We start from the raw sequence: 14,436 nt of genomic DNA, 5'->3' as shown, positions 1-14,436 counted from the left end.
GACCGGCTGGAATTATGCCGCCAGCATGCTGATGGTAGCGCGGTTGCGGCCGTCACGCTTGGATTGATACAGTGCCATGTCTGCCGCCTGGATAAGTGTAGAGCCATCCCGGTCCATGGCGTCGGACCAGGTCGCGATGCCGAATGACATGCTGGTCGAGCCCAGCGTGCGGTTGCCATGCCGGACGTTCAATTCGGCGATCGCCTGACGTACGATTTCAACGCGCCCGGCAAGCGCCTCCGCCGTCGTACCCGGCGCGATGATTGTGAACTCTTCGCCGCCGAAGCGGCAGATAACGTCGCCGTCACGGAACCGACTGCGCATTTCTGCGGCTACCGTCTGCAGCACGGCATCGCCGGCATCGTGGCCGAACTCGTCGTTGAACCGCTTGAAATGATCGATGTCGCACATGACGAGGCTCAGCGGACCGCTAGCACGGGTTGCGCGGGCAATCTCCAGCTTCAACGCTTCTTCCATGTAGCGACGATTGAACAGACCGGTCAGCGGATCACGGATCGTCTGCTCGCGCAGCGATCGCTGCAGGCGGTGGTTCACCAGCGCGGACGCGATGTTCTCGGTCAGCACGCTCATCCGGAAGCGGTTCTCGGCTTCGATCCGTCCTTGCAGATAGAGCACGCCGATGACCTCGCCGCCCGCCAGCAACGGTTCGCAGTGATAGACCTCGTCCTCGGCCACGTGACCGCAGACGATTTCGCGGCTGGGATCTTTTACGGAGTGGCTCTGGCCGCGGCGTAGCGCCCAGCATCGTTCGGGCGCAAAGCCGTCAATCGCCACGGTGATGCCACCCCAGGTCGCGACGGGCACCAGGCAGTTGCGCGAATTATTGTGCGCATACAGGGCGCCTGGGATGTTCGGGAGCACCTGCGGCACGAATACCCGGATGATCTGTGCCAGCTCGTCGTCGGTACGCGCAGCCTGCATGCGATGCGCCATGCCGCCGAGCAGTTCGATCACGTCGCCACGTTCCCGAAGCGTCCTGGTATTCCGCTCCAGTTCCGTATTGACGACCTGCAACTGGCGCTCGCTGGCCCCCTGGTCGGCGACGGCGCCCTCCAGTCGGTCGGCCATCGCATTGTAGCCCGTGGCGAGGCGGGTAAACTCGCGTGAGCCCATCGCGATGTCGATGCGCGCCTCCTGCTCGCCACTTCCCAGCGCGGTCATCGCGCGCATCATGGTATCCAGGGGGCGGCGGATCGCCCGTACCAGCAACGCAAAGCTGCCGACGACGAGAAGCGCGACGGCGATCGCACCGAGGATGGCGAGCCTTTTGCCGCTGCGCAGGCGTTGCACCGCGGCATCCTGCCGCATGGTCTGAAGCGCGCGTTCCTCGTCGAGGAAGCCTTTGGCCCGCACGCTGATCGCGTCCATCAATTCCCGCCCCCGGCCACTCGCGATGATCGCGACCGCTCCGGGGAAATCACCCCGACGAGCACGGTCGAGCGGCTGCAAAAGGAAGGCGGAGCGCTCCTTCATCAGCGACGCGATCTCCCGCGCGCGTGCATGCTGAAGTCGGTTGTCTTCGGTCTGATCAACCACTCTCGCGATGGTTCGGGCGGCGCTGTCGACACGTTCGGCGAACGATCGGGCATAGGCCGGATTGCGGGTGATGACGAAGCCGCGCTGGCCGGACTCGGCTTCGCGCAGATCGCCGAGTGCGGCCTCGGTCGTCTCGATAATTCCGGCGGAATGCGCGGCCCAGTGGAAGCTCTGGCTGGCCTGGTACGACGCATCTGCGAGTAGCCCCGCCAAAGAGCCCAGCGCAAGCAGGACTATGAGCCCGATCGCGGTGATACGGGCGGTTAGCGAGACGAACATGGCAGCATGCTTAACGGCAAAGACTTAGCGTTTGGTTACTCGGCATTATGCATCGCACCGGTCTTGCTTCGTCGAGTTGGAAAGATTGATCGGATCGATAAGAATGTGAATGAATGACAAGCCACGAACCAGGCAAAACTGCTGCTGAACGACCTCTATTAAGTCCTGCCCACCCTCGGCGTGGAGCAGTAGCATGCACGGTTGACAAGAACGCTGGGAAGGAAGGAAATATCCGGCCGACACGAGTGACCTCCGCATCGCCGGCAAAGCCGACGATACCGATCTGACGAATGCTGCTGACCCGCGAGCAGACGGTCTCAACGTAGATCGCAATGATATCGGGGCGGGGCAGAGGAATAGCAGGGGTCGCTGCCGCGCGACGGCATGACAGCCGCCGGAATCTCTATCGGACTCCATCGCCCTCGGACAGGACATGCCGGGCGAAGTCGCGTCGGATAGCAACCAGCTTGGGGTCGATATAGCGTCGGCAAAACGGTCGGGTCGGATCGGTACGGTAATAGTTGCGGTAGCGCTCTTCCGATGACCGGAACCCGGCGAGCAGGAGCACCTTCGTCCGCGCAGCGGTGTCAACATCCTTCCCAAGCCCGGTGATCGCCGTGCCAGCCTGATGCCGCTGGTTGGCATCCGCAACGTAGACTGCGCTGCGATAACGCCCGTTCGGCGTATAGCCGCTGTTTGCCGAATGGGTGCGCAGATGAACCTCGATCAGAATGTCGAGCGAAATCATCCCGGGATCGAAGCGGAGCACTACTCCTTCGGCCCAGGCATCATCGGGTGCGGTCGACTGCAGGAAGCCTTGATGGACCTCGGAAACACCGCGCAGGATTTGGAACACGCCTTCTGTGCACCAATGACACCCGCCGCCGAAGCCTGCCGTTTCCATGGTCATCCTCTCCATCCGGTCCAGCGAGATGGCGTTCCGCTTTTCGCGTTCAATGGCGGCGACGTGGAGCGTTGATCGCATAGTGGCCCAGCATCGGCCGAACCGTCGGCTCCACGAGCCCGTACGCCAACGGTACTGACGAATACCGGCCCAATTACACCTGCTGGACAGCACCTGGACGAACGGCTGGTTTCGAAAGACACGCAAGTCGCCTTGGACGTCCGTTTGTGGGAGATCGCGAATAGCCTATGACCGTCTGCTTGAGGGTCTGGCCGGAAGTCGTAGGGCAGGGACGTGCTTGCCCAGTTGCGGACGGTAGAAATCGCGGAGTTTGCATGCAACGCAGTGCATCGTCTGCAACTTCCACACAGGCAGCTTCCTGCGGACGATGGAATACGAAGATGAGCCTCGCAGCAGCGACAGTTCGCTGGCGAGAAGGCGGGTATGCAGCACGCCCGACGCACTTATCGCGTTCGCCAATCGCGCTCTGTGTCACACCAAGGGCAACGGACAAAACCAAGTATCGACCGGCTTAGTGCTGGGCGCGTCAGCGTGGGGGGCGGCACAGGCCTAGGAGTTAGTCGTCGCATTTCCGTGCGTAGGATCGGATCGTCGTCTCCCGGAAATTTGCTTCTCTCGATATGGGCGAGAATTGACGCTCAAGGTCACGGTTTCGGCCCTGCTTGGGTTGAGCGTTGTATAGGTCTCTTTCTCTCGGTCGACCTTCGAAAGCGGCGCACAGATGTTTGTGCCGTCGGCGCATACTCATTGCAACAAAATCGTCTGATCGAGTCCGTTGGCCGGGCCGGCACTCGAATGTGAGAATAAAGTAACCTCTTCTCGCGGTATGCGCCCAATTTCTCGGGGTTGGCGATCTGTCGGCCAAGCTACGTGCGACGTCTATCAGAACGAAAAGCGCATCCCCGCCGTGAACTGTCGTCCGCTATGCGTCAGCACACTGAGGCGGTTGGTTTCGTCGACGAACTGGTCGTTGACCTGATCGGTGAGATTGATCGCCTCGACGCTGAACTTGAGGTTGTCGGTCAGGTTGTACGACATCTGTGCATCGACGTTGGTCGTGCCGCTCGTGCCGTTATACGCGTTGCCCTCGGTGCCGGGGACGGCCGTCAGATAGCGCGAGCGATAGGCGATCGAGCCGCGGATCTGGAACTTCGCCGTCTCGAAATACAGCGTGCCGTTGGCGGCGTGCTTCGACAGCCCGATCAGCGGCGCCGTCACCGACGTGCCACCGGTCGCGGACGTGAGATACTGGATGTTCGACGTCACGTGCGTGTAGTTGGCCAGCACGCCGAAGTTGGAGAGGAAGCCCGGCAGGAAGCTGAAAGGCTGTTGTACGTTGACCTCGAAGCCCTTGAGTCGCCCGCCGCTCGAATTGACGGGCTGGCTGACGATGAACAGATCGGTCGGTGATGCGCTCGTGCCAGCCAGGAGCGAGTCTGGCAGGCCCAGGCTGCTGAACGGCACCGTGGTGCTGAGCGACTGGACGAACGTGCCGATGTCCTTCTGGAACGCCGATACCGCATAGATCGCGCCGCGCGTCGGATACCATTCGACCGAGACGTCGAGATTGTCCGATTCCGTCGGCTTCAGATCGGGGTTGCCGCTACTGAAGGTCCGGTTGCCGCCCGAAACGCTGAGGTTGCCGCCCGGTGCGATCGCCGAGATGCCGGCGCGTGCGAGCGTCTTGGCCGCTGCGAAGCGCACCAGCAGCGTATCGGTGACGTCCATCACCAGGTTCCCCGACGGCAGCCAGCGATGATAGCTCCGGTCTGCGACGACGAGGTTGGTCGCGGCACCCTGGCCTGCATAGCCGGTCGAGCGCTGATCGGTGTTGGCGTAACGTACGCCGACATCGCCGCGGATCGGCAGGCCGCGATCGGCGAAGTTAAACTCCGCCATGCCCCAGCCGCCGATATCGTCCTCACGCACGGTGATGTACGATCCGCGGGCGCTCGCGTTGGTCACCCCGCCGGTAGTGTAGAGCGAGTTGGAGTAGATTCCGTAGAGTTCGGCGAACTTGGCCAGATCGGGGACGACCCACGCTGTCGGTGTACCGGCTGGCGTGTCCAGTCCCTTGCCAAAGCCCGAGAAGAGCGTCGTGGCCGCGGCGAGCTGTGCGGGCGTCAGCGTCTGCACGACCGACTCCCCGGAGAGGCGCCGCTGCTCGGTCGAGCTGTAATCGAACCGGCGCCAGTCGACGCCGACCTTCAGCTTCAGCAACGGGTTGACCGTCCATTCGGCAAACGTCTTGGCGTTGGTGAAGCTGTTACTGACGGTCTGCGGGCGGATACGAACTTCCGACGTGCCGTTGGTAAAGGCGAAGCTGTTCGGGTTGGTCAGGTCGACGCCCGGCCTGATGGTCGGAAACCGGGTGCGGAAATCGTAGAAGAAGTTCGGCGTATTGGCGGCATCGATCGTGACGGTCGACTGGATGGGATTGCTGAACTTCGAGTCCGCATACCCGACGACCGCACCGATCTTGAAGTTCTCGCCGAACTTCTGGTCGAGCGTACCGGTCACCTGGTAGAAATCGGTGACCAGCTTGTCGTAGCGTGACTGGGTGCGCAGATCGACATTGTCGAACGTGCCGCTGATGATGTTGTTGTCGCCGTCGACCACGCCGTCGCGGATGATCGTCTGGGGCTTGCCCGTGCCCGAACGGCTGAAGCTGATCGCCTGCAACTGCGACTCCTTGCGAGTCCCGTCGAGCCGCGAATACAGCGCGTCGAGCGAGATCAAGGTCTTGGGCGTCGGTTGGAACTGGACCGATCCCGCTGCACCAAGCCGCTTCTGGAAGATGTCGTAGCTTACCAAGCCGGGGATGCGTGGATGGTACAACCCGGTTGCGGGGTTCGGATCGTTGATCTGTGCGAGCGTCTTGCCCGGCAACCGCGACGCCGCGTTGAAACCGGCATTGAAACCGCCATACGTCCAGCGCGTGATGTTCGCGCCTTCCTCCTTGATCGCACGCTCTTCGTACGCGACCGACAGCAGCACGCCGAACCGGCCATCGTCCGTGGTCTTGGTGATGAGTCCCGAGATCTTCGGCGTCACTTTCTCGCGCAAGTCGTTGTAGCTGGCGCTCGCCGAGATGACCGCGGTGGCCTTCTTGTAGTCGAACGGGCGTGACGATTGCAGGTCGACGGTGCCGCCCAGTGAGCCTTCCTCGACATCGGCGGTCGCGGTCTTGCGGACTGCGATGCTGTTGAACAGGTCGGACGAGAAGATGTTGAAATCGAACCCGCGGCCACGGTTCACACCGCCCGAATTGTCGGTGCCGCCAGTCGTGCCGATCGCCTCCATCCCGTTGATCCGGACGCGCGTGTAGTCGGGGCCGAGACCGCGCACTGAGATGTTACGACCCTCGCCGTTGACGCGACTGATCGAGACGCCGGGGATGCGCTGCAACGATTCCGCCAGGTTGAGGTCGGGAAACTCGGCGATGTCCTCCGCCTTGATGATATCGACGGTCGCGGTCTGCGTGCGCTTGATGTTGATCGCGGTGTTCAGGCTCGCGCGAAACCCGGTGACGACGATATCTGGCGCATCCGCTGCGAGCGGCGCGTCGGTCACGGTCTGCTCGGGCGGCAGGGCGGGGGAGGCGGGAGGCGCGTCGGTATCGGTCGTGTTGCCAGCAGCCCGAGCGTCTTTCTGTGCGGTCGTTTCCGGCACGCTTTGCGCGTGTGCCATCGTCGCCAGCGAACACGCGACGATCGCGCTCGACATGGCCAATACGGATTTGAAGCTGCGGATCCCGGTCATACTCACTCCCCTAACTCCGGCACGTTCGTGCCCGTCGCCGGCTTCGTTGGAGCCGGTCTGTCGCAATCTGTGTTAGGCCGGGTTTCGTTGCCTAAGCCAATCTCATTCAGGCATCGATCGATGCGAATGATGCACTGATCCGGCATTGGCTTGGCGCCAAGTCACCCGATCAAGTCGCTGCTTGACTGGATCAACCCGTTTTAGGACTTGGACCGTCCGCCTTCCGCTCGATACACCGGACCGGAACACTCGCGCAGATCGAGTGCCGGACAGGAGAGCGAAGCATGACGATCGCCGCAGCAGCCCCCGCCAAAGACGCGGTTGCAGGAGGCGTGGCCGGGCGCCCGACCGCGGTGCGCTACCGTGTAATCGCGCTGATCTTCCTGATCACGTCGATCAACTACGCCGACCGTGCGACCTTCTCGATCGCGGGGTCTGCTGCATCGACCGAACTCGGGCTGTCGTCGGTCCAGACCGGCTTCATTCTGTCCGCGTTTGCCTGGGCGTATGTCCTCGCGCAGATCCCCGGCGGGCTGCTACTCGACAAGTTCGGTACCAAGCGCGTCTATGCCGGCGCGATCCTCGCTTGGTCGATCTTCACCGCGACCCAGGGGCTGACCGGTTTGATCGCGGGCGTTTCTGCGGTCGCCATGTTGTTTGCGCTGCGCTTCCTCGTCGGCCTCGCGGAAGCCCCATCCTTCCCTGGTAACGCCCGCCTCGTCGCCGCCTGGTTTCCGGGCGCGGAGCGTGGCACCGCGTCGGCGATCTTCAATTCGGCGCAGTATTTCTCGCTTGTCGCCTTCGCCCCGCTGATGGGCTGGCTAGTGCACAGCTATGGCTGGCGCGCGGTGTTCTGGGTGATGGGCGCAATCGGCCTGGCCGCGACCGCGCTGTTCGTCCGCTACATCCACAGCCCGGTCCGCCATCCGAAGATCAACGCCGCCGAACTCGCGCATATCGAGGCTGGCGGCGGGCTCATCCGAATGGAGGATGCCGCCAACCGTCCGCAGGCCTTTTCGTGGACGAACCTGCGCCAGCTGCTCGCGAACCGGATGCTGCTCGGCATCTATCTCGGCCAGTATTGCATCAACGTGCTGACCTATTTCTTCGTCACCTGGTTCCCGATCTACCTCGTGAAGGAGCGCGGGTTGAACATCATGGAGGCGGGCTTCGCTGCTGCCGCACCGGCGCTGTGCGGCTTCGTCGGCGGACTGGTCGGTGGCTACACGTCCGACCTCCTGCTCAAGCGCACCGGCTCGATCGACATCGCGCGGAAAGTGCCGCTGGTGTTCGGGATGTTGCTGGCGACGCTGATCATCGCCTGCGTGTTCGTCGAGGCGGAATGGCTGGTCGTCACGCTGATGGCGGTTGCGTTCTTCGGTAAGGGCGTCGCGTCACTCGGCTGGGCGGTGATGTCGGACGTCGCGCCGAAGCAGCTCGCCGGGCTGACCAGCGGGGTGTTCAACATGTTCGGCAACGTCGCCGGAATCGTCACCCCGATCGTCATCGGCTTTATCGTCGGCGCTACGGGCTCGTTCGATTGGGCGCTGGTGTTCGTCGGCGCGCATTGCCTGCTGACGATCTTTTCGTTCCTCGTGATCGTCGGCCCGATCCGCCGGGTCGAGCTGGCTGCATGACCGTCGATCGCCGTACGCTGCTCGGGGGTGCCGCGGCCGCGCTCGCCACCTTGCCCGCCGCCGCCCGTGCTGCACCCGCGGTGCTGCGGGTCGCGACACCGATGGCAGCGCCGGAATGGGCGGTCCTGCAACGCCGGTTGCTCGCCGCCAATGCCGAGGCGTGCGAGGCGTTCTACGCGAAATATGTCGATCGTCGCGGGTGGCTGCGCGTGTTCGAGCGCTGGGGTGCGAACGACGGCCCCGACGATGCGGCGGAAGCGACGAACGACTGGGCGATCCTCCACGCGCTCGGCGGTCCCGATCGTATCCGCGATCTTTATGCGCGAGCCTGGGAAGGGCACCTCAAGCAGTTCGCCGCGGCGCGCACGGCTGACGTGCCGATCGCCCGCGCGGGTATGTATTTCCGCGAGTTTCCCGTCCAGATGGACTGGCAGCACAATGCGGAAGGGCTGACGACCTTCAACATGATGGGGCTGTCAGGTCCGCGCGACCTGAAGCTGATCGAGCGCACGCGTCGCTACGCCGATTTCTACACCGGCCGCGATCCGACCACCCGCAACTACGATCCGAAGCTGCGGATCATGCGCAGCCTGATGAACGGGAGCCGGGGGCCGATGCTGCGCCGTGCGACCGAGCTCGACTGGGCGGGCGATCCGTTCGCGGCCGGCGAACGTTTCCACATGGAACATGGCGAGACGACCTACGCGCAGACGCTCGCGCATTATGCCGAATACGGCGACGTTGTTGGCGACAATCCGCTCAACCTGCAGGCGACGACGCTCGGACTGAACGCCTATGCGCTCGGGGCAGGGGACCGATACCGGACCTGGGCGCTCGACTATCTCGACGCGTGGGTTGGCCGTGCAAAAGCGAACGGAGATTTCATCCCCAGCCGCGTCGGTCTGGACGGCATCGTCCCGCGCGACTGGTGGAGCGGCGTATACGGCTGGGGCTTCTCGCCGATCGTGCCGCAGACCGGCAAGCGCGAGAACCGCAACCGCGTGCCCCGCTCGATCACCGCGTTCATGACCGGCACGCTGCTGTCCGGCGACCAAGGCTATATCGACGTCTGGCGCCGTCAGACCGCGCGGATCAATGCGCAGGCCAGGACGATCGGGGGCGTGCTGTCGACCCCGACGATGCACGGCGCGGACGGCTGGTATGGCTGGCAACCCGGTCCGTTCAAGACCAACGGCTTCGAGATCTGGTACATGTCGCAAACCCCTGCCGATCGCGCGGCTGCCGGCGATCATCCGTGGGTGAGCTTCCTCGAAGGCAAGAACCCGAGCTACGCCGTAACCGCGTTGCGCGCGGACCTGAATGCGGTCGCCGACCGCGTCGCCGCGCGCGTGTCCGATCCGACGACGCCGGAAACCCGGCTCGCAGACTGGCCGATCGACATCAACCCGGCCAACGTCACCAGCCTTGTGCAGCTCATGACCGGGGGCCTGCACATCGCCCGCCCGCCCTGGTCGAAGACCTCGCCAGCGCAAGGCGGCGTGCCGCTCCACTGCCGGCTCCGCTACTTCGATGCGGACCGCAAACGCGCTGGCGTGCCCGAAGATGTCGCCGCGCTGGTGCATACGCTGGGCGACACGACGACCGAGGTGACGCTGGTGAACCTGAGTATCAGCCAGGCGCGTACGGTCGTAGTGCAAGGCGGCGCCTATGCCGAGCACCGGATCGAGGCGGTGACGATCGACGGCCGCACGACCGACGTCGCCGGCGCGGCGTTCACGATCCGGCTCGAGCCCGGCGCCGGCGCGCGCTTGAGCCTGCGCATGCGCCGCTACGCCAACCGCCCGACGCTCGCCTTTCCGTGGGACCGCTAGCCGCCCGGCTTGATATACGGAGCGACCGCGAACAGCAGGCGTTCCTCGCGCCGGGGATCGTCCTCCATCCGAACCGCCCGATCGAAGATCATCGTCGAGCGCCGCGCCAGGTCATAGTGACGCCAGGTCGGCACGCTCGCACAGTTCGGATCGCCGGTCCGCGCCATCGCAATGAACGCATCCGCCATCCGCCCGGCAAGCCGTCTCGCTTCAGCGCCATCACCCGTCCGCGCGCTCGGCTCCCGCGTATTATCGAACACCAGCCCGATATCGAGCGAATGGAACGCGCCAAGCACGCCGCCCGCTTCCGGTGCTGGAAAGTCGAGCTGATACATCCAGGCCGGCGCACCGATCTTCGCCCGCTCCTCCGCCTGGATCAGATGCCCGGGCCACGACCGACCCGCAGTCGATGCCGCCAACAGGATCTGCCCCGGCGTCCGATCGGGATAGAGGTCGCGGTAGCGCGCGATGACGTGATCGGGCGCGAGATCCTTGGTCATCTCGCGCCCGAGCCGTTCGGGTAGGTTCTCCCAATTCGTGTCGCCGCGCTTCAGGATCTCGCCGATCCACAACCCGGTCTCGTCATGCGTATTGCCGACGATCAGCGGGATATGCGCCGCCTCGCGCGGAGCATCCGGATAGAAAGGATGCCGCGTCAGCACATGATGATCGAGCGTCGAGGTAAAGCTGATCTCGCCCTTGCCCTCGATCGGATCGGTCGTCGCCATCGCCTCGACCAGCCGCTCGATCGGCAGCACGTTCAGCGCCGCAAAGTCGCCCGCGCCGGCCTTCGCCATAAACGCCCGTGACCGGATCGTAGCGTGGTTCGGCCCGGCCGCCGTAACGTGCTGGCCGCTCATCGTCGCGGCGGCGTGGAACAGCGGGCGCGCCTCGGCCATCGCCATCAACGTGACGATCTTGGCGCCACCGCCCGACTGGCCGAACAGCATCACCCGCCCCGGATCGCCGCCAAACGCCGCGATGTTGTCGCGCACCCATTGCAGCGCGAGAATGATGTCGAGATTGCCGACGTTCCCCGACTCCGCCGGCCCGCCAAGCGGCGCGAGATACGCGTAGCCGAGCGCCGCCAGCCGGTGGTTCAAGGTAACGACCACCACGTCGCCCCGCCGCACCAGATTGCCGCCATCATACAGCGGATCGGACCCGGACCCGTGCGCGTGCGCGCCACCGTGGATATAGACCATGACCGGCCGCCGCGCCGCGTCGAGCGCAGGTGTCCAGACGTTAACGAATAGGCAATCCTCGCTCGTAGGCTCGGTCGCCTTGGTCTGTGGCGACGCAGCGCCGTAGCGCGTGGCGTCCGCAATGTCGGTCCACGGCGTCGGCGGCACCGCACGCGCAAATCGCCCCGTCTGCGTATCCGCCCCGTAGCGCACGCCGCGAAACACCAGCACGTCGCGCTCGACCGTCCCGCGCACTCGTCCGTAGCGCGTCGTCGCTACCGCATCGCCCGGTACGCGCGCCGCGACCAGCGCCGGTGTCGCCGCGAGCCCGGCGAGCACCGCGCGCCGGTCGATCACGCCGCGGTTTCGGCGCACAGTCGCCGCATCGGCTCCAGCGCCGGGTTACTGTTGTCCCGCCGCCATGCCATGTGCAGCTCGACCGGCTTCTCGGGCTCGGTCGCAAGCCGGCGGAACTGCACGTCGTTCATGTGCAGCCCCGATGCGGATTCAGGCACGATCGCTGCGGCCAGCCCCGCATGCACGAGCCCCAGCATCGAATGGATCTGCGTCACGTGCTGGACATAGTGCGGCGACACGCCGGCAGCGTCGAACAGCCCGATCAGCATCTGGTGGAAATACCCCGCGCCCTGCCGCGCATACATGATCAGCGGTAGGCCATCGAAATCACTCAGTTCGAGCACCGCCTTCGCCTGTCGCGAATCCCCCGCAGGCAGCGCGACGACCAGCGGCTCGACCTGTACGCAGACGGTGTTGAACTCGTGACGATCGAGCGGCGGCCGCACGAAGCCGATGTCGATTAGCCCGGTCAGCAGCGCGTCGACTTGGTCGGTCGTCACCATCTCGCGCAGTTCGAGGTCGATATTGGGCAGGCTCGCTCTCGCTTGCGCGACGATCTGCGGCACCAGATTATACCCCGACACGGCGGTGAAGCCGATCGCGACGCGTCCCGCATCGCCCTTCGCCACGCGTCGCGCCGACAGCGCCGCGCTCTCCGACAGCCGCACGATCCGCCGCGCCTCGATCAGGAACACGCGACCCGCGGGCGTCAGGCTCACCTGCCGGCTGGTGCGTTCGAGCAGCGTCACGTCGAGGATCCGCTCGAGCAGCTGGATCTGCCGACTGAGCGGCGATTGCGTCATGTTCAGGCGCTGGGCTGCGCGCCCGAAATGGAGTTCCTCGGCGGCGGCGACGAAGCAGCGAAGCTGGCTCAGTTCGAACATCATCGCCGGACTATCCGTTGGTTTTCGCCCGCTGTCACGCCGCCTTGGCGAGAGCAGCGGGGGCAACCTTCTCGATCAGCACGCGGAGCCGCTCGTCCTCGGCTGCGGACAAATCGGTCAGCGGCGAGCGCACCGGCCCGGCATCGCGCCCGACGACGCGCATGCCCGCCTTGACGACCGACACCGCATAGCCGCGGCCCTGGTTGCGCAGCGTGATGTAGGGCAGCACGAAATCGCGGAGCTGGTTCAGCACCTCGACCCGGTCGTCGGCGCGCACCGCCTTGTAGAACGCCAGCGCCCATTCGGGCAGGAAGTTGAAGATCGCCGACGAATAGGTCGTGACGCCCATCGTCAGATACGGCGTCGCGAACGTCTCGGCGGTCGGCAGGCCGCCGATATAGGTCAGCCGGTCGCCCATCCGCGCATAGACGCGCGTCATCAGCTCGATGTCACCGACGCCGTCCTTGAAGCCGACCAAATTGGGATTGCGGTCGCAGAGCCCGGCCAGCGTATCGTCGTCGAGGATCGCATTGTCGCGGTTGTAGACGATCACGCCTAGCCCGGTCGCCTTGCAGACCGCCTCGACATGCGCGGCAAGCCCCTCCTGCTTCGATCCGACCAGATAGGGGGGCAGCAGCAACAGGCCGTCCGCGCCCGCCTTCTCCGCATCGCGCGCGATCCCGGTGGCGATCGCGGTGCCGTAGCCGCAGCCCGAGATCACCGGGAGACGCCCGTTGGCTTCGGCCACGGCGGCGCCGACGACCTGCGCCACTTCGGCGGGCGTCAGCGAGAAGAACTCGCCGGTACCGCCGGCGGCGAACAGGCCGGACAGTTCGTGTTCGAGCATCCACGCACAGTGCTTGCGATACGCGTCCTCGACGAATGCGCCATCGGCATCGAAATGCGTGACGGGAAACGACAGCAATCCGCCGCCAAGGCGCTGCGCCATCTCGGTCGGGCTCATGGTCGTCATAACGTGCATCCCCTCGATCGTCTGGCCGCTCTCAGGTCGCGGCCGTTTCGAGGGTGGTGGTAGGTCGCGGGACGACGCGGGTCCAAACCAAAGGCGCGCTAGATCGATGCACGCCGTGGCTTGATCCGCGCAATTGTACCGATCAAACTGCTATGTGACGTTCGCTGTCGAGTCCATAAATGGCGGCTTCGTCCCGGGTCCCGTCGTTCCAAAGAGTAGTGATCCCTCCCGGAACAGGGGCAGCACTCACGTGAACGGATGATCATCTTGAGAAGCCACGTCCGAGCCGCGTCGGATGAGGCCGTCGCAGATGACGTCCGGCCCATCGCCAACCGCCTCGCGCACCGCTGCGATCAGGTCGATCGGGGCGGGCGCTCCATCGAGCTGGCGTCCGCCGTGGTTCGACACCATCACGCCGGTCGCGCCCGTCGCGATCGAACGCCGCGCGTCCTCAGGTGTCATCACGCCCTTGATCGCGGGCGGCCCGTTCCACTCGCGTGCGAGCCATTCGATATCGCGCCAACCGACCGATCGATTGAATTGGCCGCCGAGATACTCGAACAGGCTCATCGGCCCCCACGCAAGCGCGTCGATCTTGTGGCTGACGTTCGCGAGATCGAATTTGGACCCTGTCAACGCGGGCAACGACCATGACGGATGACGCGCGAAACTCAGGAACGACTTCAGCATCAGCTCGGCGGCAGGGACAGTCCGCTGCGCCTGTCTCGGTCGCGGTTGCCGGTAACCGGCGTGTCGACGGTCAACGCCAGCCCGTGAAAGCCTGCATCTCGGTAACGCGCGACGAACTCTGTGGTCAGGCCGCGGTCCTTGAAGATACAAATCTGGAAAACCTTCGGTCCGACGAATGCATGGGCAAGGTCTTCCAGCCGTGTCGTTCCCATCGTCGACAGACTGTAAAGCATGCCGTGCCGGTCCTGATCTTCGAAACGTCGTTCAGGACGTCGGGTACCAACTCCTAGGGTCAGGACCCATTGATGTGAGAGGCGCGATCTGATTCAGGCTCCGTGAGGAGAGCGTGGATGAGC

The 14,436-nt window shown here is 64.6% G+C and carries 8 protein-coding genes and 1 pseudogene; 2 read left to right on the top strand and 7 right to left on the bottom strand.

The window, feature by feature from the left end; all coding sequences use genetic code 11:
* Window positions 1-12: 12 nt before the first annotated feature.
* The 3 genes from IFT67_RS19690 to IFT67_RS19680 form a co-directional block, all read right to left on the bottom strand.
* Window positions 13-1,836: a diguanylate cyclase gene (locus tag IFT67_RS19690; protein WP_192239791.1), complete on the bottom strand. Its 1,824-nt coding sequence runs from the start codon at window positions 1,834-1,836 to the stop codon at window positions 13-15.
* A gap of 403 nt (window positions 1,837-2,239) precedes the next feature.
* A complete protein-coding gene (locus tag IFT67_RS19685) occupies window positions 2,240-2,947 on the bottom strand; it encodes a peptide-methionine (S)-S-oxide reductase (RefSeq protein ID WP_244647627.1) in 708 nt (235 codons plus the stop codon).
* Between the two features lie 696 nt (window positions 2,948-3,643).
* Window positions 3,644-6,523 carry a TonB-dependent receptor gene (locus tag IFT67_RS19680; protein ID WP_192239790.1) on the bottom strand — a complete coding sequence of 960 codons (2,880 nt, stop codon included), beginning with the start codon at window positions 6,521-6,523 and terminating at the stop codon, window positions 3,644-3,646.
* A 284-nt stretch (window positions 6,524-6,807) separates the two neighbouring features.
* Between IFT67_RS19680 and IFT67_RS19675 the strand changes: the two genes are divergently transcribed.
* Both IFT67_RS19675 and IFT67_RS19670 read left to right on the top strand, forming a co-directional pair.
* On the top strand, window positions 6,808-8,160 hold the full coding sequence (locus IFT67_RS19675) for an MFS transporter (RefSeq protein WP_107964647.1): 1,353 nt from the start codon (window positions 6,808-6,810) through the stop codon (window positions 8,158-8,160).
* On the top strand, window positions 8,157-9,992 hold the full coding sequence (locus IFT67_RS19670; protein ID WP_192239789.1) for a DUF8034 domain-containing protein: 1,836 nt from the start codon (window positions 8,157-8,159) through the stop codon (window positions 9,990-9,992). Before IFT67_RS19675 ends, IFT67_RS19670 begins: the two co-directional genes overlap by 4 nt.
* Here IFT67_RS19670 and IFT67_RS19665 read toward each other — a convergent pair.
* From IFT67_RS19665 to IFT67_RS19650, 4 genes and pseudogenes are all read right to left on the bottom strand, one after another.
* Window positions 9,989-11,551, bottom strand: a complete 1,563-nt coding sequence (locus IFT67_RS19665) for a carboxylesterase family protein (RefSeq protein ID WP_192239788.1) — start codon at window positions 11,549-11,551, stop codon at window positions 9,989-9,991. The two genes, IFT67_RS19670 and IFT67_RS19665, sit on opposite strands and share 4 nt — an antisense overlap.
* Window positions 11,530-12,420: a LysR substrate-binding domain-containing protein gene (locus tag IFT67_RS19660; RefSeq protein ID WP_244647625.1), complete on the bottom strand. Its 891-nt coding sequence runs from the start codon at window positions 12,418-12,420 to the stop codon at window positions 11,530-11,532. Before IFT67_RS19660 ends, IFT67_RS19665 begins: the two co-directional genes overlap by 22 nt.
* Before the next feature lie 31 nt (window positions 12,421-12,451).
* Window positions 12,452-13,390, bottom strand: coding sequence for a 5-dehydro-4-deoxyglucarate dehydratase (gene kdgD / locus IFT67_RS19655; protein WP_192239787.1), 939 nt, complete (start codon window positions 13,388-13,390; stop codon window positions 12,452-12,454).
* Window positions 13,391-13,636: 246 nt separating this feature from the next.
* Window positions 13,637-14,292: pseudogene (locus IFT67_RS19650) on the bottom strand (alpha-hydroxy acid oxidase).
* Between the last annotated feature and the right edge of the window lie 144 nt (window positions 14,293-14,436).

This window comes from Sphingomonas sp. CFBP 13728 (assembly GCF_014841895.1).
Classification (GTDB): Bacteria; Pseudomonadota; Alphaproteobacteria; order Sphingomonadales; family Sphingomonadaceae; genus Sphingomonas.
This window is presented reverse-complemented; position numbering and strand designations above follow the sequence as displayed.